This is a genomic window from uncultured Cyclobacterium sp. (assembly GCF_963977555.1).
GTDB lineage: Bacteria > Bacteroidota > Bacteroidia > Cytophagales > Cyclobacteriaceae > Cyclobacterium.
This window is the reverse complement of sequence record NZ_CAXBPD010000021.1, coordinates 59,867-83,040: the sequence shown is the minus strand read 5'-3', so window position 1 is coordinate 83,040 and position 23,174 is coordinate 59,867. Positions and strand designations below refer to the sequence as shown.

Genomic DNA, 23,174 nt, shown 5'->3' with positions numbered 1-23,174 from the left:
AGATTAAAGCCGCTCAACTTACCGATAAGGCAAAAAATATTGTTGTAGGTCATTTTTCAATTAACATCAGGTGGAAGGGTTTATCAAAGTAAATATTTACCCAAGATAAACTAAATATTGTTTGATAAAAAGCTGTTGGAGATGATACAAGTCTTTTAAATACAGTAAAAATGATTTTTTTTAAGTTTTATGTGCATAAAACCAGCTTTTGATTTAGAGAAATGCCTTACTTAGAAAGATCATGAAATCCTAATGAATAATTTCAGGACAGTCCTGAAAGGCCGATATAATTTAGCCACGGGTGCAGCCCGTGGTAAAAAAAACAAACGTTGCGATTTTGGCGGTATTGTTGCCTATTTTTAGCAACAATGCTGACAAAATCTCAATCGTTCATATTTAATTTGTATGTTTTCAATGTAAAATATGAACCTTAAAAGCTAGATCTTTAGGGCAGAGTATTATTTTTAATTAATTCCCTCTGTTCATTTTTTCCCCTGACTTGCTACGCTTCAGGGCAGGCTATGATGAAAAAACGAACCAAAAAAATCAAGGCTGTCAAATCTTATTTCAAATGATGGTTAAGGGTTTAGAATAGCGTCCTCTCGCGTTACCATCATTTGATTTTTGGAGCAGCATTCCAGACTAAAAAAGAGTGGATCTCCTTGTGGGAGCTAACTCTTTTTCTTAACGCCTTCCATCCTGATCCAAAAACCATAACCTTTGAAGGCCGGAAATAACCTGAAACATTATGCTGACAAAATTTCAAGCCTACATAACCAATCGACCTCCTGAAGCCCAACGCCAACCCCAAAAAAAAATAGACCGGAACAATGTCCCGGCCTATTGAATTGACCTTTGCGGCCAAATTTGATTTTACATTTACCCCCTGTTCTTTACGGCATGATCTACTGCCCTTGCGGTAAATGCCATATAGGTTAGCGAAGGATTCTGCGTACTGGTGGAGGTCATGCAGGCGCCATCCGTAACGTATACATTGGGGCAGGCATGTACCTGATTCCATTCATTGAGTACCGAGGTGTTAGGATCTTTTCCCATTCTGGCTCCTCCCATTTCGTGTATGTCCAGGCCTGGTGCACGTTTGTCATCTCTCGTACGGATATTGGTGAAGCCTGCGGCGTCAAACATCTCTGACATTTGCTCCAGGTAATCCTTAATCATGGCTTCATCATTGGCATCATAATCCATAGAGATTTTAAGCTGTGGAATGCCCCATTCGTCTTTTAGCGTTGGGTCAAGGCTTACCTGGCTTTCTTCCTTAGGAATGGTTTCACCCATCATGTGCGATCCCATTCTCCAGGGACCGTATTCCGGTGCTTTTGTCATGGACTGTTCCAACTCATCGCCTATTCCTGAATAATCACTGTGCGTGCTTCTTCCAGAGCTGAAACCTGCCGCATAGCCTCTGAGGAAATTCGTTTCCTGCTTGTGGAGGTTTCTAAACCTCGGGAAATAACCTGAAGTAGGTCTTCGGCCTTCAGTCGTGTATTCCTTCAATCCGTCGTACTCGGCAGAGATGCCTGCGCGGTAGTTGTGGAAAGCTACATATTTACCCAGCGTACCACTGTCATTTCCCAAGCCATTTGGAAAACGACTTGAGGTAGAATTAAGTAAAATCAGATTGGTATTCAGCGCACTTGCATTGACAAAGATGATGTCGGCATAAAACTCCTTCATTTCTTTGGTCTGCGCATCGATAACCCTTACGCCTGTAGCCTTTGCCTTTTCATCGTTATAAATGATAGAGTGCACCACTGCATGATTGTGCATGGTAAGGTTTCCGGTTTGAGCAGCCCATGGTAGGGTGGAGGAATTGCTACTGAAATAACCACCAAATGGACAACCTCGCTGACAAAGGGTCCTGTTTTGACAAAGGGTTCTGCCTTGTTTGGCGTAGAATTCCTGGTTTCCTGTGATATGTGCACAACGTGCGACCACAATTTCCCTTTCTGGATAATTGTTTTTCAAAAACTCCTTAAAATATTTTTCTCCGGCAGTGAGTTCAAATGGAGGTAAAAACTCTCCATCTGGCAAGTTGGCTTTGCCATCTTTGTTGCCCGAGACACCAATGAATTTCTCCACATGACTGTACCAAGGCGCCAGGTCTTTGTAGCGAATAGGCCAGTCCACAGCAAACCCATCTCTTGCAGGGCCTTCAAAATCGAAATCACTCCAGCGTTGAACCTGTCTAGCCCATAGCAAGGACTTGCCTCCTGTTTGGTAGCCTCTGATCCAATCAAAAGGCTTTTCCTGTACATAAGGATGCTCTGTGTCCTTAACGAAAAAATGCTTTGTGTCCTCTTTATAAGCATAACACCTACTCACTACTGGGTTTTCTTCTTTTACGCTTTGGAGTATTCCGCCCCTGTGTTCAAGTTCCCAAGGCATTTTATTGGTGGTAGGATAGTCTTTAACGTGATTTACTTCACGGCCTCTTTCCAGTACCAGTGTATTTAATCCTTTCTCGCAAAATTCTTTGGCTGCCCATCCCCCGCTTATTCCAGAGCCGATGACGATGGCATCGTAGCTATTTTCTTTTTTGCTTTTTATATTCAAATTGGCCATTGCGTCCGTTCTTTTTATGCGTTTTCAATTAATTTGCTGCCATAAAAACGGGCAGGAACCAGTTCGTAGGGCTTTATTTCAGTCATGAAATACTCAGAATTGAGATAGCCCTGCAGTGCGAAACGTTTGGTGGTATTTAGAAATTGGCGGGTGTTGCCGGCTTCACTTTCATTTTCGCCTTCCATAGCCATTCCTTTTACGATGGCCTCTTCTGCTTCTTTTTGGTCCATTTTTGAAAATGCCTTGCCAAAGGTTTTCTTTGAAAAATCCTCCCAGCCTTTTAGTCCTTTGACGAAGCCTGCTTGTTGTTCTGTATCCAGGCAATCATTGCTCATTACGAGCACAAAGTCAGGAATCATTAATTCTTCGGCTTTTTTGAGGGTGGTGCCGGGGAAAATAGTGTTCGTCACCTGGGTAAGTAAAGCTCTGTTGCTTTGGGTAATGTTTAGGTTTTGATAGGCTTGCAAAATGGATTCCTCGCTGAAGTCGCAGGCAGGCATCAGTACCGCCCCTCCGGTTAGAATCGCTAGTTGCTTCATAGCGGATCTTCTATCCATAATCTTTTTTGGGTAAAATGAAAATACTCGAACAAGTTATCAATTTTTTGATTAACTGTCCAAGGTTTTTTTCATCGGTGGTGAATTCCCTTAAAATTGCCTTAATTTTACAGCTTAAACTTAGCCACATCTATTAATTAATTGAAAATGAAATTACAATTATACCTAATACTACTTTTATTGCTTCCATTAACACTTTTGGCCCAAACCAAGGTTAAAGTGTTGGATGCGACATCTCAAGAGCCTGTGGCTTTTGTTACAGTAAAAGTCAACACCCAAAAAGCTATTACTGCCAACGATAAGGGAGAATTGACGGTAAACTTAAAAGAGCCTTCTAACTTGTTTTTTTCACATATTGCCTATGAGGAGCAAAGCGTATTGGTACCTGCATCAGGCGAGATTACTGTGTATTTGGTAAGGGGAGAAAATGCATTGGCCGAAGTATTGGTGAGCTCTTTTGAGTCTGAGCGCCCATTATTGGAGCAGGCAGCCGGAATTGCGCGAGTATCCGAGTCGGACCTGTACCGTTTCAATGAGACTTCTATAGTACAGGCTTTTAATACCAAACCCGGAATTCGTATAGAAGAACGGGCTCCTGCCAGTTACAGGGTGTCTATCCGTGGTAGTTCATTGCGCTCGCCATTTGGTGTACGTAATGTAAAGGTCTACTGGAATGGTATGCCTTTTACCGCACCGGATGGCACCACACCTTTGAACATGCTCGACCTCTCCAATATTCAAAATACAGAAATTATCAAAGGTCCTGCCGGGAGTATTTATGGTGCCGGCAATGGTGGCGTGATCAGTTTTACCAGTAAGGAGTCAGTAGATGAAAATAGAATTGGAGCAGACTTTTCAGTGGGTGAATTTGGTTTGGTGCGCTACCGATTGGGAGTAGACCAAAAACTTGACAACGGAGGCCTTAGCGTATCCTACGCCAAACAAAAATCTGACGGGTACAGGGACCACACCGCCATGGACAGAGAAGTGTTGCAGGTTACCGGTTATTTTCAGCCTTCCAAGAAACAGAAACTTACTACTCAGATCCTATACTCAGATCTCTTTTATGAGTTGCCTGGAGCATTAACTGCAGACCAAGTGGCGGAAAATCCACGTCAGGCAAGACCTGGGTCTGCCGCACAGAATGCATCCATAGACCAGCAGTCATTGTACGGTACCTTGTCCCATGACTATAGGTTTAACCATAACCTAGACAATAAAACTTCCCTTTATATCAACACGACAGATTTTGAGAATCCTTTTAACCTGGATTATAAAAAAGAAACGCAATATGGCTATGGTGGAAGAACAAGCTTTACCTATGATGATATTTGGTCGAATGTACCTGTTAGACTTATAGCTGGTGGTGAATACCAACTTTCTAAAACTTCTGCTCAAAATTTTGGTAACAATGGAGGGCAAATTGATACCATCCGTTTTGGTGATGAGCTATTGACAAAAACGGCTTTTCTTTTCCAACAGTTGGAAGCGGAACTCTCAGAGAGGTTATTAATGACTGTAGGCTTAAGCCAAAACTTTTCCAGTTTTAACATCGCTAGAAATATTGATAGGATTAATGGGGTGCCCTCCAATGCCAAGCGTTCTTTTGATCCTGTAGTTGTGCCTAGGGTTGCACTGTCAGCAAAATTGAACAGCAATGCTGCGGTATATGGCAGTATCAGTTCAGGGTTTTCGCCTCCTACCATTGACGAAGTGAGGACCAATGAAGGATCAATCAACCTGGACCTGGAGGCAGAAAAAGGAGTAAATTACGAATTGGGTTACCGCTCAAGCTTCAACAAGGGCAGGGTGAATGTAGATGGTTCTGTTTTCTACTTCAAGCTAGATGAAACCATCACTACTTTTGTCAATGAGCAAGGCGTAGTCCTATTTAGAAATGCGGGAGCTACTAACCAGAAAGGAATAGAATTGTTGGTGGATTATGCGCTGATAAGAAAGCAAATGTCTTTTGTACAAGAAGTTAAAGTTACCCATTCATTTACAGGGCATTATTTTGAGTTTGTGGATTTTGTAAAAGGAGACAACGATTACAGTGGAAATGACCTTACGGGAGTAGCTCCAAATACTTTAGTCAATCAATTGGACATCAAAACCAAGCCTGGCTTCTACCTTAACTTTACCCACCAGTTTGTGGATGACATCCCATTGAATGATGCGAATACCGTGTTTCAGGAGGCCTATCACTTGATGAATTCAAGAGTAGGGTGGAGAGGTGATGTTGGGAAAGCCCTTGATCTTGAATTGTATTTTGGAGTGCAGAATTTAACAAATGCCAGTTATAGTTTGGGCAATGATCTGAATCCATTTGGAGGAAGGTATTTCCAACCTGCAGCCACAAGAAACTTTTACGGAGGAATAAAGGTTGGTCTAAAATATTAGTGGTAAAAAATAAATCAAATATGAACAATAAGCCAGTATTCAATATAGAAGAAGTCAATAAAATCATTAGGAATAGAAGGTCTCAATTTGTTGCTCAGTTTAAGGAAAATGATCCTATAGACGAGAGTATTATTAAAGAGCTTTTGGAAAATGCCAACTGGGCACCTACGCATAAGCTAACGGAGCCCTGGTGTTTCACAGTGTTTTCAGGTGAAGGCTTGAAAACATTGGCTGATTATCAGTCGAACTTGTACAAAGAGCGAAGTGAAAAGACAGGTATTTTTAAGGAGGCTGTTTATAACAAATTGAAAGAAAGTCCTTTAAAAGCCTCTCACGTTATAGCCATAGGTATGAAAAGGGACTTGCGTGCCAATCTTCCTGAAATGGAGGAAATAGCGGCTGTAGCCATGGCGGTTCAAAACATGTACCTTACAGCTAGTGCCAGAGGATTGGCGGCTTATTGGAGTACAGGGGCACCTACTTTTTGGCCGGAAGCCAAAACTTTCTTTGGCTTAGCCGAGGAAGACCTATTGATGGGCTTTTTCTTTGTTGCCAAGGCTGCATCAGACAAATGGCCAGAGGGAAAGAGAACACCAATTTCAGATAAAGTGACTTGGGTGAAAGAATAATGGTTTTTCTAAAAAAACAATTTCAAAATCCTGCTTTGGCCTTTTGTTGGTTGACGATGCTTTTGATTGGGGCTTGTAGTGAGGACTACCTTCCCAAACCCAAAGGTTACAACCGCATTGATTTGCCAATGCGGGATTTTGTTTCTTTAGATAAGGAAATGCCTTATAATTTCGATTATTCCGTTCACGCAAAAATTGAACGGGACTCTTTTAACCTGCAGGAAAAAACCTGGGTCAACGTCCATTATACCGATTTTGATGCAAGGGTCCACTTGACCTATAAGGCCATCAAAGGGGACAAGGCATTGTTTAAAACCTATTTGGATGATGCGATGAGCCTTACCTTTAAGCATCAGGTAAAGGCTTATGGTATCGATGAAGCGGTGTTGCTGACACCCAAGGGATACACAGGCTTTGTCTCAGAGTTAAGTGGAGATGTGCCTACCCAGTTTCAATTTTTTGTTACTGATTCTACACAACATTTTCTCAGAGGAGCGTTGTATTTTCAGACAGCTGTTAAAAATGATTCCCTGGCTCCTATCATCGAATATATCAAAACAGACATGATCCATTTGATCAATACACTTTCGTTTGAATTGAAAATGTCAAATTAAATTGGTACCTTTCATGGGCATCCCCCAATCATTTTTCCCTAACTTTACTTTGGCCAAGTACTATTATCCTAAATCATTTACTTATAATTAATATATGGCGACGCCTAAATTCTCTAGACCTAAAATCAATTTCAATCAAGTTGTGAAATCAAGGGTGAGCGAATATTTTAAAGCTCAAAATATTGCTCGTTCAGGAAATTCGCAACTATTTATTAAAGCAGGAATAATTTTGGCCTCATTTCTATTGCTGTACATCCACCTTGTGTTTTTTACTCCACATTGGATTTTAGGGTTGTTTGAATGCTTAATTTTAGGTGCATTAACCGCCTTTATTGGCTTTAATGTAATGCATGATGGTGCTCATGGGAGTTTTAGCGACCGTCCTTGGGTCAACACCCTCGCAGGAATGTCTATTAATTTTCTGGGAGCGAATGTTTTCATGTGGAAAACAAAGCACAATGTTGTGCACCACTCTTTTACAAACGTAGATGGCGTAGATGATGACTTGAACGCAAGGCCATTTTTACGCCTGTCTCCAAGTCAAAAGAAATTCAAAATCCACCAGTTTCAACATTATTATTTTATTTTCACTTACTCCCTATTGTATCTCTACTGGGTGTTTTTCACGGATTATAAAAAATACGTAACTGGAAAAGTAGGAATAGTGCCTATTCAAAAAATGAAACTTTCTGATCATATCAGTTTCTGGGGTTTTAAGGCACTTCACTTGGTGCTTTTTGTTGCCATTCCAATTTACATGGTTGGTTGGGTTCCATGGTTAATAGGCTTTCTTGTGTATGGCCTTTTTGCAGGACTTGTACTAACACTTGTATTCCAATTGGCACACAGCTTAGAAGAAACTGCCTTCCCTGTTCCTGAGGCTGTATCCAATTGTTTGGAAGATGAATGGATGATTCATCAGATCAGAACGACTGCCAATTTTGCTACTGGTTACAAAACCCTTACTTGGTTTTTAGGAGGCTTGAATTTTCAGATTGAGCACCACTTATTCCCCAAAGTTTCGCATATTCATTATCCTGCCCTAAGCAAAATTATCAAGCAAACCTGCAAGGATTATAATATTCAATACCTTGAACATAGACAATTAAGAAGGGCTTTTATTTCCCATTTCCGCCATTTGAAGGTGTTGGGCAACGCTTAAGAGTAAAGGCCAAAGTTTGTCATTTTAAATAATACCAGCTACATTTGTGGCAAGATCATTAGGGGTGCCTTAATATAACGGGCTGAGATCATACCCATATCACCTGATCCGGATAATGCCGGCGAAGGGAAATGTGAAATAGCTAATCGTACGTAATGCTATTGGGTAAACAACTAAAGTAGAATTGTCCCCTCATTTCTGCTATGTTTAACCAGAAAAATTTATTTAAATGATTCGTATTTGTTTATCGGCAGTATTTATATTGCTGTGCCAATTGTCTATTGCCCAAAATAGTATCCGTGGGATTGTAAAGGATGCTGAAAATGATATGCCTCTTCCAGGTGCTACCATATACATAGAAGGAACCGATAAAGGCACTGTAAGTGACCAAAATGGAGCATTTCTTTTGAATAATCTAAATCAAAAAAAGACCACTGTTCGCATTTCTTTTGTAGGTTATTCGTCTAAAACGATATCAGTAGCACTTCCTCAACAAGAAGATTTACTAATTGGACTTAATGGTACGACCTTTACCACTGAAGAATTTATTGTTTCAGGAACAAGGGCTTCAGAAACCACTCCTACTACTTTTCAAGTGATCGGTAAAGAGGTGATTGGTAAAGACAACCTTGGTCAAGACCTCCCTCTTTTACTCAATTATACGCCTTCTATTGTGACCCACTCTGATGCGGGAACAGGTGTGGGCTACACAGGTATGAGAATCAGAGGGACAGATCAGACGAGGATCAATGTCACTGTAAATGGTATTCCGCTCAATGACGCCGAATCGCATGGTGTTTTCTGGGTGAATATGCCTGATTTTGCCTCCTCAGTGGACAATATCCAGATCCAACGTGGTGTGGGTACTTCTACCAACGGGGCTGCTACCTTTGGTGCCAGCCTCAACATTCAGACCGACACCAAAAAAGAAGATGCTTACGCGGAAACGGACAATTCCTATGGCTCTTTCAACACAAGAAAGCATACCATAAAAGCTGGAACAGGATTGATCAATGATAAATGGGCTGTAGACGCAAGGCTATCTCAAGTCACTTCTGATGGCTATATAGACAGGGCTTTTTCAGACCTGAAATCGTACTTTGTGTCTGGGGGCTATTATGGAGAAAATCATGTGTTTAAGGTAAATATTTTTGCCGGCTCGGAACAAACTTATCAAGCTTGGAATGGAGTGCCCGAAAACCTACTTGAATCCGATCGGACCTACAATGGCTATACCTATGAGAACGAAACGGATAATTACCAACAAAACCATTATCAGTTCATCTATGCTGGCACATTATCAGACAATTTGAAAGCCAATTTTGCCTTACATTACACTGCTGGACAAGGGTATTATGAACAGTTTAGAGGCGACGATGACTTAGAGGATTATGGATTTGAACCTGTTCAAATAGGTGATCAGGTAATCAACAGTACCGATATTATTCGCAGAAGGTGGTTGGACAATGACTTTTATGGTGCTGTATTTTCCCTAAATTACGTGTCAACTGACGGAAGATTAGATGCAATTCTGGGGGGAGGAGCCAACAGGTACGATGGAGACCATTTTGGTGAAATTATCTGGATGGGAGTCACCGGGAATAACAATATCAGAGACAGGTATTACAACAATGTTGCTGTAAAAGATGATAGGAATGTGTACCTAAAAGCCACCTACGAGGTGAAGGAAAGGTTGTATTTGTTTGCAGACCTGCAGGTAAGAGGCATTGACTATTCTTTCGATGGCAAAAATAGCGATCAAAGAAATGTTAGTGGCAATCAATCCTATACTTTCTTCAATCCTAAACTTGGCTTATCCTACGAAACCGGAACTGGCAAAACCCTTTACGCCTCCTATGCAGTGGCCAATAGGGAGCCTGTAAGAAGTGATTTCACAGATTCTCCTATATCAGAAATCCCTAGACCTGAAAAACTAAATAATGTGGAGGCTGGAATAAGGGTAAAGCAATCCAACTTTCAGTACAATGCCAATTTGTATTATATGGGATACAAGGATCAATTGGTGCTAACAGGTCAGTTGAATGATGTAGGGGCGTATATTCGTGAGAATGTAGCCAGTAGCTACAGAGCGGGAATAGAACTTGACGGTGCTGTAGTGCTCTCACCTAAATTTACGCTGGGAGGTAACATCGCTTTTAGTCAAAACAAGATTGATACCTATACTGAGTTCAGCGATGTGTACGATGAGAACTGGGCTTTTACAGGTCAGGAAAGCATTACTTATACCAATACAGACATTGCTTTCTCTCCAGACATGGTAGCAAGTGCCATCATAGACTTCAGGCCAATAAAAAATCTGGAAGTCAGTTTGCTTAACAAGTATGTTGGCCAACAATTTTTGGACAATGCGCAGCAAGAAGCAAGGAGCTTAGATGCTTACTGGACCTCTGATTTGAGATTTATTTATTCCTGGAAACCTGGGTTTGTGAAAGAAATGGTGTTTACTGGTAAGGTCAATAATATCTTTAATAACCTCTACGAGCCTAATGGTTACACTTTTGGTTATTTCGTTCCTTCCAGTGAAGGACAAGGTATGGAACGTGTGGCAGAAAACTATTATTATCCCATGGCAGGAACAAGCTTTATGGCAGGTGTAGCGATTCGTTTTTGATCTTTCAACCCGGATTCTAAGACATGGGAAAATGTAATACAAGGTGATCGACTTGAGAGATTTTGTCAGCATTGTTGCAGAAAAAAAGCAACAATGTTGCCAAAATCGTGATGTACTTGTTATTTATAGACAGGGGTGTGAGCCCCTGTCTATAAATATTTCACCCCTGCAGGGTTTTTGGAATACATTAAATTTAACAGTCAGTATTAACACAGAATTTAACGTTTAGCTATATAGCGTTAGATGGAATTCTAAGACCTCGGAAAAAGTAACGTAGGACAGCTAACTTAGATTTTTGCCATTTCCTTTTTTAATTTGGCCTTATGGAAATTAGTAAAATAGATGCTCAATGGCGTTAAGAACAAAAAAACTGTCTGACGCCTTTTCGGCGGAGTTTTTTTTGTTTAGCTAGTGAGTATTCATTTTGCGTTAAGATTTACATACAGCCTTGACTTTTTTGGTTCGTTTTTGGGGCATAGCCTGCCCTGATTTACAATTCACTCAGGGCCAAAAATGAACAGGAAGAGATAAGGGTAACTAGTTGCTTAAGCCTTTAAATCATATTAAGCGGTTAATTTAAACTTGTAATTGTAGGAGTTAGATGAAATTATGCAATAGGATTTCCCCGCCCTAATTATAGTCAGGGGTAGTGCCTGTCCTGACCTTTCTCAGGGAGTGGCGTAATCACCAAAAAATCTGGTTATTTGGAGACTTAGTCATAGCACCACCATAGTGAACCTTCTAAATAACCTTTAATATTCAAATTTTATTGAAAATGCTCCTTGGCTTAGGCTTGGGAGCATTTTTATTTTATGGGTTGTCCATGGGTTTGAAGGATGAGTTTTTTTGCCAAGTAGGGAGATTTTTTGATCAAATTCACAGCAACGTTTGACACAATAGGGGCACCGAAAAGCCTTTGTACGGCTCTTCCAGTTCGCAATCGACTGTAAAAATACTGGTTCCACGCTTTGGTATATTCTTTTTGAATCATTTCTAATTTTCTATGCTTGAGTATGGCATCAGTGGCGAGCTTACCCGTATGTATAGCGATGGCCATGCCATTGCCACATAAAGGAGTAATCATTCCGGCTGCGTCTCCAATCATCAGCACCTGGTTTTCTACCGGAGACTTGGTGGCGAAACTGATCTCATTGATTACTTCAGGCTTTTCCCAGAGAAATTCTGCCTGGTTGTAGAGCTCTTTTATGTGGGGATTTTTAAACAAGTATTGCTCTTCCATGCTTTGGATATTTCCCGCAGCTTTTAGTTGCGCTCTACTGCCCAAGTAGCAAAGGTTAAATTGGCCATTCTCGATTTTATTGATGCCCAGGTAGCCTCCATTATAATTGTGCAAGGCCACCATATTTTCTTCATGCGCTATTTTAATATGGTATTTAATGCCTACATAAGGGCTTCTATGCTTCAAATAACTTCGGTTAAGGTATTTGTCTATTTTGGACCTTTTCCCATAAGCGGCCAAAACGATTGGGGAAGTCAGTAAGTGACCCTCATTGGTAGTTACTTCAAATACCATCCGGCCTGGCTCGTAATCTATCGTAGCTGCCTGGGTTTTCAATAGAAATTTCACCCCGATATTTTGACATTTTTGGTATAGGAAGTGGTCTAAGTTGTACCGACTAATTCCAAATCCACCCAAACCCAGTGGGACTTCAGCGATGGCTCCGTTGACGGCAGTAAGCCTGAAAGTATTGATTTCTGCAGGTTCAAGTGAGAAAGGGAATAATTCATTTTGGATTAAGAAATCCCTGACTTCATTGGAAATGTATTCGCCACAGACCCTGTGAAAAGGATAACTCTTTTTCTCAATCACAAGAACACTTTTACCCGCCTTTGCCAATAGGTAGGCAGAAACAAGTCCGGAAAGCCCTCCTCCAATGATTGTAATTTGATTTTTATCCATGGTTTTTATTAACAATGGGAACGGACAATGGTTTAGGCCTATATGATTTAGCTGCTGGCTTTTACCAAGTTTACGAATTAAAATTTTAATTTTGACCTTCTATTATTCTTAACTTAATTAAATAAACCCATATGTTAAAGTCAAAAGCAAGGATTTTGATTTTGCTGTTAGTAAGTTTTAGCCTGAATCTAATTTCTTCGGATTTGGCAGAAGCTCAGCGAAGAAAGAAAAAAAAGGACGAGCAAGAAGTCAAAGAGCCGGAAAAAAAGCCTGTGAAGAACAAGGATGGATTGAAATCCTATGAAGACATAATTAAAGACAGTACCGAGACCAAATCAGGCCTGTTTACTGTTCACAAGGTCGATGAAAAGTACTATTACGAAATTCCTGAAGCAATGCTTGATAAGGAAATGCTCATGGTTACCACTATCGCTAAGACTGCCAACGGCATAGGGTATGGAGGAGAGCGGACCAATACCCAAATGCTTCGATGGGAAAAGAAGGACAAGAACATTTTGCTAAAAGTAGTTTCCTATGCCAACACAGCCGCAGACTCTCTCCCCATTTATCAGGCAGTAAAAAACTCCAATTTGGAACCTATTTTGTACCGATTCGACATCGAAGCAAAAGGCAAGGATGGAAAAGGTTGGTTGATAGAAGTTTCTGATCTTTTCTCCAAGGATGTACAGGCCTTGGGCTTACAACAAAGCCGAAGAAAAGGGTATAAGGTAACTCGTTTGGATACGGACAGGTCTTATATTGAAAGAATTACCCCTTATCCTACTAATATTGAAGCCAGGTATGTGCTGACCTATGCGGCGTCTGAAGCGCCCTCAAATGGTGCTACGGGGCTCATTACCTTAGAAATGAACAGCAGCATGGTAATGCTTCCTGAAGAGCCTATGAAACAAAGGTTAGCAGATCGTAGGGTTGGATGGTTCAATACTCGCGTAACAGACTATGGATTGGATGCGCATAAAGCAAGCAAAAGAACCTTCCTGGACCGCTGGAGACTAGAGGTAAAGGAAGAAGACCTAGAAAAATTCAAAGCAGGTGAATTGGTAGAACCCAAGAAACAAATCATCTATTATATAGATCCGGCTACTCCTTCTCAATGGGTACCTTACCTAATAGCGGGCGTGGAGGATTGGAATGCGGCTTTTGAAGAAGCGGGATTTAAAAATGCCATCACCGCAAAAGAAGCCCCAAGTCCAGAGGAAGATCCTGATTGGAATCCGGAGGATGCCAGGTATTCTGTGATCAGGTATTTCGCCTCAGATATTCAAAATGCCTATGGGCCACATGTCTCAGACCCTCGTTCTGGTGAGATTATAGAATCTGATATAGGTTGGTATCACAACGTGATGAACCTCTTGCGCAACTGGTTTTTTGTGCAAACAGCAGCAATCAATCCGGAGTCCAGAATGATGCAATTTGAGGATGAAGTGATGGGAAGGTTGATCCGATTTGTTTCTTCACATGAAGTTGGACACACCCTTGGCTTACCACATAACTTTGCTTCTTCCTTCGCCTATCCTGTGGATTCCTTGCGTTCGGCTACTTTTACAGCAAAGTATGGTACCGCCCCATCATTGATGGATTATGCACGTTTCAATTATGTTGCTCAGCCAGAAGACGAGGGGGTACACTTGTTTCCCGAGGTGGGGCCTTATGATAAGTTTGCTATTTCTTGGGGATATAGGCCAATTCTTGAAGCCGAAACGCCGGAAGAGGAGCAAGAGATTTTAGATTCCTGGATAGTGGCCAAGAATGGAGATCCCATTTACCGTTACGGAAGACAGGGCAATGCTTATGACCCTAGTGGGCAAAGCGAGGATTTAGGTGATGATGCAATTAAGGCCTCTGCTTATGGCATCCGAAACCTAAAACGTATCCTACCAAACTTAATCGAATGGACTGGTGAATTGGACAAGCCCTATAAGGATTATGAAGATCTTAGTGAGCTTTATGTACAGGTTTTAACTCAATACAATCGGTACATGGGGCATGTAAAGACCAATATTGGAGGTGTATATGAGGTTTATAAAGCCATCGGTCAGAACGAAAATGTTTATACGCACGTAGACAAGGCAAAACAGAAGGAGGCCATGGATTTTATCCAAAAGGAGCTCTTTACAACACAGGACTGGCTCATAGACAACAATATTACCAACAAAATTCAAGATATTGGGGTGCTTGACAGGGTCAGAAAAATACAAGTAGGGACATTAAACGCAATTTTGGAATGGGGAAGATTAGGAAGGGTGATTGAAAATGAAGCCTTTAATGGTTCCCAAGCATACAGCTTACTACAATTGATGACGGACTTGAGAAATGGAATTTGGCTAGAGCTCAACACAGGTGAGGCCATAGACGTTAGTAGAAGGAGCCTACAGCGAGCACATATAGAAAAACTTGAAGAGCTGATGACTAAGGATGCTAGCGGAAGATCAGCTTCCTCAATTAATGCTTCTCAGTCTGATATTCGTGCTGTGTCAAGGGCTTCATTAAATGTAATTCAAGGAGAAATATTACGGGCTCTGCCTGGGACTTCAGATACCATGAGTAAGATTCATCTGGAGGACAGTTTGGAGAGAATCAAAAATATTTTGGATCCTTCTTAATCGAGTATTCAAAAAGCGGTAAAAAAGAAACCTACAAGCCTATGTCTGTAGGTTTCTTTTTTGTCTCAACAGGAGGTGGTTACCTTAAGAAAAGGCGCTTCTTTAGTTACTTTATCTGTTCCAGATTTCCCAGGCAGCCTCTGCCTGTAAATGGAGCATTTCTATTCCATTTTTTGTTTTGGCACCCATCTTTTCAGCAGCAGTCATCATGGCCGTTTCTGTAGGATTATAGACCAGGTCATAATACCAATTGTTTTTATTAAGCTTCGATACAGGCAGGTCAGGCATGGCTGAAACATTGGGGAAAGTACCCAAAGGAGTGGTGTTTATGATAAGAGGGTATTCTGATAGGTAATCAGGAGACGCTTTTACAGCTTCGTAACTAATTGTGTTTTTGGATGAAGGATCAGGATTTCGAGAAACTTTTAGGAAAGGGATATTCAGGTCATCCAATGCTTGGCAAACGGCTTTGGAAGCGCCACCTGTACCTAAAATTAGTGCTTTAGGTTTTTCTGCTCCCAACCAATTGCTTAAAGAGGTTTTAAAGCCATAATAATCGGTGTTGTAGCCCACCAAACCTTGAGGGGTTAGTTTGATGCAGTTCACCGCTCCTATAGCAGCACATGCTGGGTCAAGGTTGTCCAAATAGGGGATGACTTGTTCCTTATAAGGGATCGTTACATTGATGCCTATTAACTCCTTTTGAGCGTCAATAATACTGGGCAAATCCGTAATATTGGCGATTTCGTAAAGGTCGTATAGACAATCATTTTTTCCCTCCCGGGTGAATTTATCTGAAAAATATTTTTTTGAAAAGGAATGTGTTAATGGGTAACCTATTAAGCCAAATTTTCTCATTCTTTTCTAAAATTATATGCAATTCTTTCAAGGCCAACTACGAGGATTACTCCAATTAAGAATGCCATAATGGCAATCAAAAAAGCAGGTTCTTGGCCTGTCTCGGAAAAATAAACATGTGGTAAAATATTCTCTGTCAAAAAGGGTTTTTGAGTACCTGAGCTTGACATTCTATAGCTGAGTATCTTCTTCCATGGCCAGATTTTATTGATAGAGCCTATCATGAAACCTGATAAAAAAGACAATGTAATGGCATGGTAGTTTTTCAAGAACCAGGAAATCACTCTGCTGAATAGCAGTAAACCTGTAATGCAACCCAAAGCAAATACAGCCAAAACAGCGAAGTCTTTTTCATTGACAGCATTGAGGATGTATTCGTATTTGCCCAGAATAAGTAATAAGAAGCTACCTGATATTCCAGGCAGGATCATGGCACAAATGGCAATGGATCCGGAAATGAAAGTAAACCAAATGTTATTTGGGGAAGAAATCATGGGTAGCTCTGTAATAAAATAAGCTATGATTACCCCTATTGGGAACATCAGAATGGCAATTAAATTCCAGCGTTTGATGTCCCTTAAAATGATGATCGCACTAATAAGTATCAGCCCGCAGAAGAACGACCACAGCGGAATAGGATACTTTTCTATGAAAAACGTTATGGCTTTCGAGAAAGCAAAAATACTTGTAAGAATTCCTAGAAATAAGGTCAGTAAAAAGCTTGCATTTACATGTTTCCAGAAAGCGACAATGTCAAGTTTAGTGAGGAGTTTTAGCGCTGCAAGGTCAAATGAATTGATGCTCGCCAGGAGCTCTTCATAGATTTTTGTTACCAGAGCAATAGATCCCCCTGAAACCCCGGGGACAATGTCAGCACTTCCCATACCCATGCCTTTTAAAAAAAGCAATGCCTTCTCACTAAACTTATTCATTGGTTGGACTTTTAACTAAAGAGATTTGAAATTTATTTATCTAAAAAGAAATCGAAAGTATCTCCTCTTAGTCCAAGCCTTAATGTTTCCAAAGGAATAATTTCGTTAGGTGCGATATTTCCTAGGTTAACATTTGTCCCTATTAGTTTAATAAACCAGACCTGCTGTTCTTTTTGTGGGGCCTCCCAAATTATTTTTTCTTCTGGAATCTGGGTCAAAATTTCCTCTACAAGACCTTGCCTTACTTCTCCTGAATCCCTGAAAAGACCAACGGTACCACCTTCCCTGGCTTCCCCGATTACTTTCCACGCGCCAGCACTTAATTCTTTTTGCATCTGATCAATCCACTTGTAAGGAGGAATGATTTTAGCAGCATCTTTAGAACCAACTTCTGAAAGAACCGTGACTTCTTTTGCCAGCGTACTAATGTATTCGCATTTCTCGTCATGATCCAATGTGATGGAACCATCAGAAACCTCTACAAATGAAAGCTTGTATTTATCCAAAAGTCTTCTGTAATCATCAAATTGATTCCTTACGATAAAGGCTTCAAATAATGTTCCACCAAAGTAAACGGGTATTCCTGCAGAGCGGTAGATGTCAATTTTTTCTTGGAGCTTGCTTGTGACATAGGAAGTGGCCCATCCTAATTTTACGATATCTACGTAATCTCCGTTCGATTCTAGGAAATCTTCCACCTCTCTTAGACTTAAACCCTTATCCATCGCCATGGTATATCCGGTATTTCTAGGCTTTTGCGTTCTGAATGGGATGCTATTTAGGATGTAATTCATTCAATATAATTTTGATAAATAGATAAATAAGAGCTTCTATTCTTTAGAACCCTCTCTATACTGGTTAATTATTTTGTAAATTGCCTTCTGTTGTTCCAGTTCTGGCATCAACTCATAAAGGAGGACGTGTTTTTCAAAGTCCAAAGTTAATGCATTTTCCAAAATTGAAAAGGCTTCTTTGTATTTACCTGTCTTAATCAAGTATACTACCAGTCGATAATACAAAGATGCTTCTTCAGGCAACTCTTCTAATCCTTCTTTAATTACATCCTCGGCTTCTTCAAATCGATTCTGGTCAAAGTAAATCAAAGACAAGTTGACATAGGTTTCTAAAATACCCGGTTCCAGATTAATAGCCTCCTCATAAGCTTCGGAACTTGATTGAAGATTTCCCAATTCGTATTCAGCATCAGCAAGACCTACCCAATAGGTAGCATTCTCTGCCGTAAGCTTAATGGCTTTTTTGAAATAATGAATGGCCTCAAAATATTTTTTCTTTTTGGCCATGCACATCCCTAGTCCAAACCATGCATCATCGTATTCGGTGTCTAACTTCGCTGACTTTTTAAAATACTTAAAAGCCATATCAATCTGATCTAGCTTTTCATAAGAAGCTGCCAGGTAGCAACAATTTTCAGCGTTGCTCCCTTCACAATTTATGGTGTTTTGATAGGCTTCCAGCGCTTTTTCATACTGGTTGGTATTCATGAGGGCATTGCCCAGGTTAAAGTAAGCCGAAGCAAAGGTATCGTCTATCAGAAGGGTGTACTCGTAGGCCTCAATGGCATCTTCAAAATTCCCCAGGCGGTTATGAACAACGCCTAAATTGTACCAAGCGTTGGCATTATAAGGATCATGGTCAATGAACTCTTGATAGAAAGCCAAAATTTCATCAAAGGAACCTTCTTCATCTGTCAGCATTGCCAACTGAAACAATGCATCTTCGTGGTTGATTTTGAGTTTTACGGCTTCTTTAAGGCAGTCTATAGCCTCTTTATTCTTGTTTTCAATTCTGTAAAAATTACCTAAAAGATAAAAAACCTCTGCCTTGTCTTCTGCCAGTGGCATGAAACCGTGAAGTAACTGAATAGCATCAGCATTTTGATCAAGAATAGACATGGCATTTGCCAGTGTCAGTATGATGTCTTCATTGTTTGGAGAGATATTATTTAGGTTTTCAAGAATTTCCAAACCTTCTTCCACGTCATCTAAAAAAATCAAAGATTGAGCCATCAATAATTTGATTTCTATAGAAAAAGGGAATTTTAATATCGCCAATTGGCTCGTCTTTAATGCTTTTCTATATTTAAAATGTTCGTGGTAATATCGAATGATATCCTCTAATTCTTCCTCTCCGAAAAACAAGTCAAGGTTTGCGCTAAGTGAGTTTTCAAACCTCTTAACCAATTCTTTCTCTTGATCTGATTGATTATCAAAATCTCCTGTCATAGGTTTGATCTATAATTTAAACTTAAGATACCAAATATTTTCTTTTTGAAGTGTTATCCACTTAAGTATTTATGGTTATTTAACGGGGTCCTGATTTTTACTAATTTATGGATTTAGCCCATTTAAATGTGTCCCTTAAAGACGTATAGGTATACTTTGTTAATTCGTTAATTTTAGTGTTGTCATATTCTATTTTGGTCTGTGCTGATTGAATCGTTTGCCGGGTAACGGGTATTTTATTTTTAGCAAAATAATTGTATAGCATTGACCAATTGATTACCATCTTGGCCACCAGGTTGTTCAACGGTTTTTTGGGAGGTTTTAATTTAAATTCCAAGGCCATTTCAGTAAAGAATTTTTCATAAGAAATGGCTTCCTTACTTATAATATATCGGTTTCCCCAGGATGCTGAGGCTATAGTCGTGGTTATGAGTGATACAGCATCTCTGATGTCAATATAATTAACGTCGCCTATAGGGTAATACCTGTTACCTTCTAAAACATACCTGTAAATCTGGCTGCTGCTTCTTTCGTCACTTACCTTGGCCAGAAGGATGGATGGATTAAAAACCATTACCTCAAGACCTTCCTGGGCACCTCTCCAAACTTCAAGTTCAGCAAGATGTTTGGATATGGCGTAGGGAGTATTGAGGGGCGAATTGACCCATTTTTGATTTTCGTTGATACGGGGAATAGCGTCACGGCCAAGAGCTGCTACAGAACTAATAAAAACGAGTTTTTTGCAATTAGTAGTGAGCATGGCATTGACCAGACAGGCAGTCCCTTGCGTATTGGTTTGAAGCAAGGCTTCTTTTTTAGATTCATCAAATGAAACCATGCCTGCAGCATGAATTACCATGTCTTGCTCTTTACAAGCTTCTATAAGCAACTCCACATCTGTGATCTCGCCTTCAAACCATTTGATTTGAGAAGACAAATTACCGAGAAGTGCTGTGCTGCTTTTTGGTCTTTTGAGGCCTGATATAATTGCCTTACCAGCATAGCTTTTTGCTAAATAGCTTCCCAAAAGTCCGGTAATGCCGGTAATCAATATTTTTTTCACACGCAATAACGCTTACAGGTTTTTGTTATAAATTTTTATTCCACAAATCCAATTCCTGCAATTTGTCAAAGTATTTACTATGTGGCAATCTTTCCATCGCATCAAGGTATTTTTCATTGTGACAATCTGTCCCAACCAATTTTATTAAATCCTTGTCAATTAATTTTTCAGCAAACTTTTTTACTCCTTTAGAATAGTAACCAGTAAGAGAAAGCAAGTTAAGCTGAAAAGGAATGTTTCTATCAACCAGGGCCTCAAGAGTTTCAAGTTCTTGATGCAAGTAGATGTACCTTTCTGGGTGCGCAAATACAGGCTGATAACCTAACATTTCCATTTTGAAGAATGTTTCCAAAAGAATGTGTGGCTTGCTCATAAAACCTGTTTCCACAAGCACCATTTTATTGGTGCCAAATGAAAGGATAGGTTCATTGTTTTCTACTTTTTCATAGAATATTTCATCCAGGTAATATTCTGCTGCGGCTTCCAATTCTATATCAATTCCGGCTTCTTCTACCGCTATTTTAAGCTTCTCTAAACCGGCGTTTATGATTTCTGGAGTGTTTTTAAAAAACTCACTCATAATGTGCGGGGTAATGATAAGCTTCTTTAATCCATAACCCGAAAGTCTGGTAATTAAGGCAATGGATTCCTCCATTTTTTGGGCACCATCGTCAATGCCAGGAATCAAATGACTGTGCATGTCAGTACCTACCCAACTCAGGTCAAGGTGCTGTACATTAGGTGAGCGCTTTAGTTTTCTGAATAGTTTAATGATAGACATTAAAGTCCTCCTTTACTTATTTCGGTGAATGTTTTAAGGTCAGGCCAAAGCTGGTCTTTTTCAGACAGAAGTGGTTCTTCCACTCCCCAATCAATGTTTAACTCATTATCATTCCAAATAATTCCACCTTCACTTTCTTTATTGTATAGGTTTGAACATTTGTAAGTAAAAACTGCTTCCTCCCAAACGGCGAAGCCATGCGCAAATCCAGTCGGTACATAGAGCATGTTTTGAAGTTTTTCATCCAATACAACTGAATGGAATTTACCATAGGTGGCCGACCCTTTTCTTAGGTCAACGCAAACATCCAAAACCTTGCCACTTATTACCCTGACAAGCTTTGCCTGGGCATGTTTCCCCCTTTGAAAATGCAGCCCCCTTACTATACCAGCTTCTGAATAAGACTGATTGTCTTGTACCCAAGACGTGTTCATTCCTTTGTTTTTAAAACTATCTTCGCGGTAACTTTCCAAAAAATAACCCCTTGCATCTTTAAATACTTTTGGGTAGATTTCATATACATCTTTAATAGGCGTTTCCCTGATTTCCATACCTTTGGATTTATTTCTTTAAAAATGGTGTAATTTGCTAAATATCTTATGAAGATATATAAATTTAAGACGAATTTTTGAAGTTACAGTTTAAAGATGTTGACAATAAGCTATTTTAATAAAGAAAGTCCACAAAATGTGGCATTTAATTTGACTGATAGTGAATCTATTGGTATAGCAATACGTTGTAAATTCTTGTATTAAAGAGATTGAATTAAACTTTCTGAATGAGTAAACACAGTAGAAAATTAGCAAAATTAGTAGATAATTCTCCAAAAGAAGAGACTGCTGTTTTGGTGGCACTTATCCACCAAAATGAGACTGAGGCCTTGGTGCACGAACATTTGGATGAGCTGGCGTTTCTGACAGAAACATTGGGAGCGAAAGCTGTTCATCGGTTTACCCAAGGTATGGATAAACCAGACACCAGGACTTTTGTAGGCTCAGGTAAACTTGAGGATATAAAATCCTATATAGATCACTTTGAAGTAGACATGGTAATCTTTGATGAAGACCTAAGCCCTTCTCAAGTAAAGGTCCTGGAGAATGAGTTGAAGATTAAGGTTTACGATAGATCCATGTTGATCTTGGATATATTCCTAAATAGGGCCCAGTCAGCCCAGGCAAAAACCCAGGTGGAATTGGCACGTTTTCAATACCTTCTTCCAAGGCTAACAAGAATGTGGACTCACCTTGAACGCCAGAGAGGGGGTACTGCTACTCGTGGTGGAGCTGGTGAAAAAGAGATAGAAACAGATAAGCGAGATATCAGAAGAAAAATTGACATCCTTAAGGAAAAACTCAAGAAAATTGAGCAGCAAGGTCAAACTCAAAGGAAGAGTAGGGAAGGCATCGTAAGGGTAGCATTGGTTGGTTATACCAATGTTGGTAAAAGTACCCTCATGAACCTATTGACAAAAGAGAATATCCTTGCAGAGAACAAACTATTTGCTACGGTAGATTCTACGGTTAGAAAAGTAGTGCTGGAAAATGTTCCGTTTTTGATTTCTGATACGGTAGGATTTATTAGAAAACTCCCTACCCACCTCATTGAATCTTTCAAATCTACCCTTTCCGAAATAGAGGAGGCGGATCTCTTGGTTCATGTGGTTGACATTGCGCATCCAGGGTTTGAAGATCAGGTTACAGTGGTCAACCAAACATTAAGTGAAATGGGTGCAGGTGATAAGCCTGTGATCATGGTTTTCAACAAAATTGACATTGCGCCTAAGATGCCTTCAGAGGACAAATTGATGGAGATGTCAGAATTCGAGGTAGAGCAGGCTAATTTTATTGATTTTGACAAGCTGGAAGAAAGTTATGTTAAAAAATCAGCCATAAACCCTGTATTTATGGCGGCTGAGAATGGAACCAATATTGAGGGGTTCAGAGAAGCCATTATTGCTGAAGTAAAAAAGATACATAAAACAATGTATCCTCATTACTTGGATGATGAAGTGTTGGACTTGTCTCAATATCCTGAATAAGATTGAGCCGTATTGGATAAGTCAGCAAAGACTTTTTAATGGCTTGTTTTTGATACGTAATAGAAGTGCTGAAATTACAATAATGCAGTTGAATCCTTTTAAAGGAGGAAGCAAGTTAGCTTCGTTCAATAAAAGTG

At 40.0% G+C, this 23,174-nt stretch carries 17 protein-coding genes and 1 riboswitch; of the genes, 7 read left to right on the top strand and 10 right to left on the bottom strand.

Going from position 1 to position 23,174, the window contains the following annotated elements; genetic code table 11:
* Positions 1-879: 879 nt before the first annotated feature.
* Positions 880-2,583 carry a GMC family oxidoreductase gene (locus tag AAC073_RS21040; RefSeq protein WP_339925786.1) on the bottom strand — a complete coding sequence of 568 codons (1,704 nt, stop codon included), beginning with the start codon at positions 2,581-2,583 and terminating at the stop codon, positions 880-882.
* Positions 2,584-2,597: 14 nt separating this feature from the next.
* A complete protein-coding gene (locus tag AAC073_RS21035) occupies positions 2,598-3,140 on the bottom strand; it encodes a gluconate 2-dehydrogenase subunit 3 family protein (RefSeq protein WP_339925785.1) in 543 nt (180 codons plus the stop codon).
* A 147-nt stretch (positions 3,141-3,287) separates the two neighbouring features.
* Here AAC073_RS21035 and AAC073_RS21030 point away from each other — a divergent pair, with 147 nt between their 5' ends.
* The 5 genes from AAC073_RS21030 (at position 3,288) to AAC073_RS21010 (ending at position 10,577) form a co-directional block, all read left to right on the top strand.
* On the top strand, positions 3,288-5,540 hold the full coding sequence (locus AAC073_RS21030) for a TonB-dependent receptor (protein ID WP_339925784.1): 2,253 nt from the start codon (positions 3,288-3,290) through the stop codon (positions 5,538-5,540).
* A 20-nt stretch (positions 5,541-5,560) separates the two neighbouring features.
* Positions 5,561-6,169 (top strand): nitroreductase, encoded by a 609-nt coding sequence (locus AAC073_RS21025; protein WP_339925783.1) that lies wholly within the window; start codon positions 5,561-5,563, stop codon positions 6,167-6,169.
* 56 nt (positions 6,170-6,225) lie between these two features.
* The gene (gene gldD, locus AAC073_RS21020; RefSeq protein ID WP_339925810.1) at positions 6,226-6,783 is read left to right on the top strand and encodes a gliding motility lipoprotein GldD; all 558 of its coding nucleotides are present in this window, start codon (positions 6,226-6,228) and stop codon (positions 6,781-6,783) included.
* A gap of 94 nt (positions 6,784-6,877) precedes the next feature.
* Positions 6,878-7,945 (top strand): acyl-CoA desaturase, encoded by a 1,068-nt coding sequence (locus AAC073_RS21015; protein WP_339925782.1) that lies wholly within the window; start codon positions 6,878-6,880, stop codon positions 7,943-7,945.
* Between the two features lie 50 nt (positions 7,946-7,995).
* Positions 7,996-8,092: riboswitch (TPP riboswitch) on the top strand.
* An 82-nt stretch (positions 8,093-8,174) separates the two neighbouring features.
* Positions 8,175-10,577, top strand: a complete 2,403-nt coding sequence (locus tag AAC073_RS21010) for a TonB-dependent receptor (RefSeq protein ID WP_339925781.1) — start codon at positions 8,175-8,177, stop codon at positions 10,575-10,577.
* Between the two features lie 805 nt (positions 10,578-11,382).
* On the opposite strand, the gene AAC073_RS21005 is transcribed toward AAC073_RS21010, so the two are convergent.
* Positions 11,383-12,498, bottom strand: coding sequence for an NAD(P)/FAD-dependent oxidoreductase (locus tag AAC073_RS21005; protein WP_339925780.1), 1,116 nt, complete (start codon positions 12,496-12,498; stop codon positions 11,383-11,385).
* Between the two features lie 131 nt (positions 12,499-12,629).
* Here AAC073_RS21005 and AAC073_RS21000 point away from each other — a divergent pair, with 131 nt between their 5' ends.
* Positions 12,630-15,122, top strand: coding sequence for a zinc-dependent metalloprotease (locus AAC073_RS21000; protein WP_339925779.1), 2,493 nt, complete (start codon positions 12,630-12,632; stop codon positions 15,120-15,122).
* Positions 15,123-15,233: 111 nt separating this feature from the next.
* On the opposite strand, the gene AAC073_RS20995 is transcribed toward AAC073_RS21000, so the two are convergent.
* The 7 genes from AAC073_RS20995 to rfbC form a co-directional block, all read right to left on the bottom strand.
* Positions 15,234-15,980 (bottom strand): shikimate dehydrogenase, encoded by a 747-nt coding sequence (locus AAC073_RS20995; RefSeq protein WP_339925778.1) that lies wholly within the window; start codon positions 15,978-15,980, stop codon positions 15,234-15,236.
* Entirely contained in the window at positions 15,977-16,912 is a 936-nt protein-coding gene (locus AAC073_RS20990; protein ID WP_339925777.1) for a DUF368 domain-containing protein, read from the bottom strand. The genes AAC073_RS20995 and AAC073_RS20990 overlap by 4 nt, the downstream gene beginning before the upstream one ends.
* 32 nt (positions 16,913-16,944) lie before the next feature.
* Positions 16,945-17,706 (bottom strand): phosphosulfolactate synthase, encoded by a 762-nt coding sequence (locus AAC073_RS20985; RefSeq protein ID WP_339925776.1) that lies wholly within the window; start codon positions 17,704-17,706, stop codon positions 16,945-16,947.
* 36 nt (positions 17,707-17,742) lie between these two features.
* Entirely contained in the window at positions 17,743-19,155 is a 1,413-nt protein-coding gene (locus tag AAC073_RS20980) for a tetratricopeptide repeat protein (RefSeq protein WP_339925775.1), read from the bottom strand.
* Between the two features lie 100 nt (positions 19,156-19,255).
* Complete coding sequence (locus AAC073_RS20975) at positions 19,256-20,218, bottom strand: NAD-dependent epimerase/dehydratase family protein (protein ID WP_339925774.1); 963 nt, start codon at positions 20,216-20,218, stop codon at positions 19,256-19,258.
* 25 nt (positions 20,219-20,243) lie between these two features.
* A complete protein-coding gene (locus AAC073_RS20970) occupies positions 20,244-20,999 on the bottom strand; it encodes a CpsB/CapC family capsule biosynthesis tyrosine phosphatase (RefSeq protein WP_339925773.1) in 756 nt (251 codons plus the stop codon).
* Positions 20,999-21,550 carry a dTDP-4-dehydrorhamnose 3,5-epimerase gene (gene rfbC, locus AAC073_RS20965; RefSeq protein WP_339925772.1) on the bottom strand — a complete coding sequence of 184 codons (552 nt, stop codon included), beginning with the start codon at positions 21,548-21,550 and terminating at the stop codon, positions 20,999-21,001. The genes AAC073_RS20970 and rfbC overlap by 1 nt, the downstream gene beginning before the upstream one ends.
* Before the next feature lie 227 nt (positions 21,551-21,777).
* On the opposite strand from rfbC, the gene hflX reads away from it, so the two are divergent.
* The gene (gene hflX / locus AAC073_RS20960) at positions 21,778-23,037 is read left to right on the top strand and encodes a GTPase HflX (RefSeq protein ID WP_339925771.1); all 1,260 of its coding nucleotides are present in this window, start codon (positions 21,778-21,780) and stop codon (positions 23,035-23,037) included.
* The last annotated feature ends 137 nt before the right edge of the window (positions 23,038-23,174 follow it).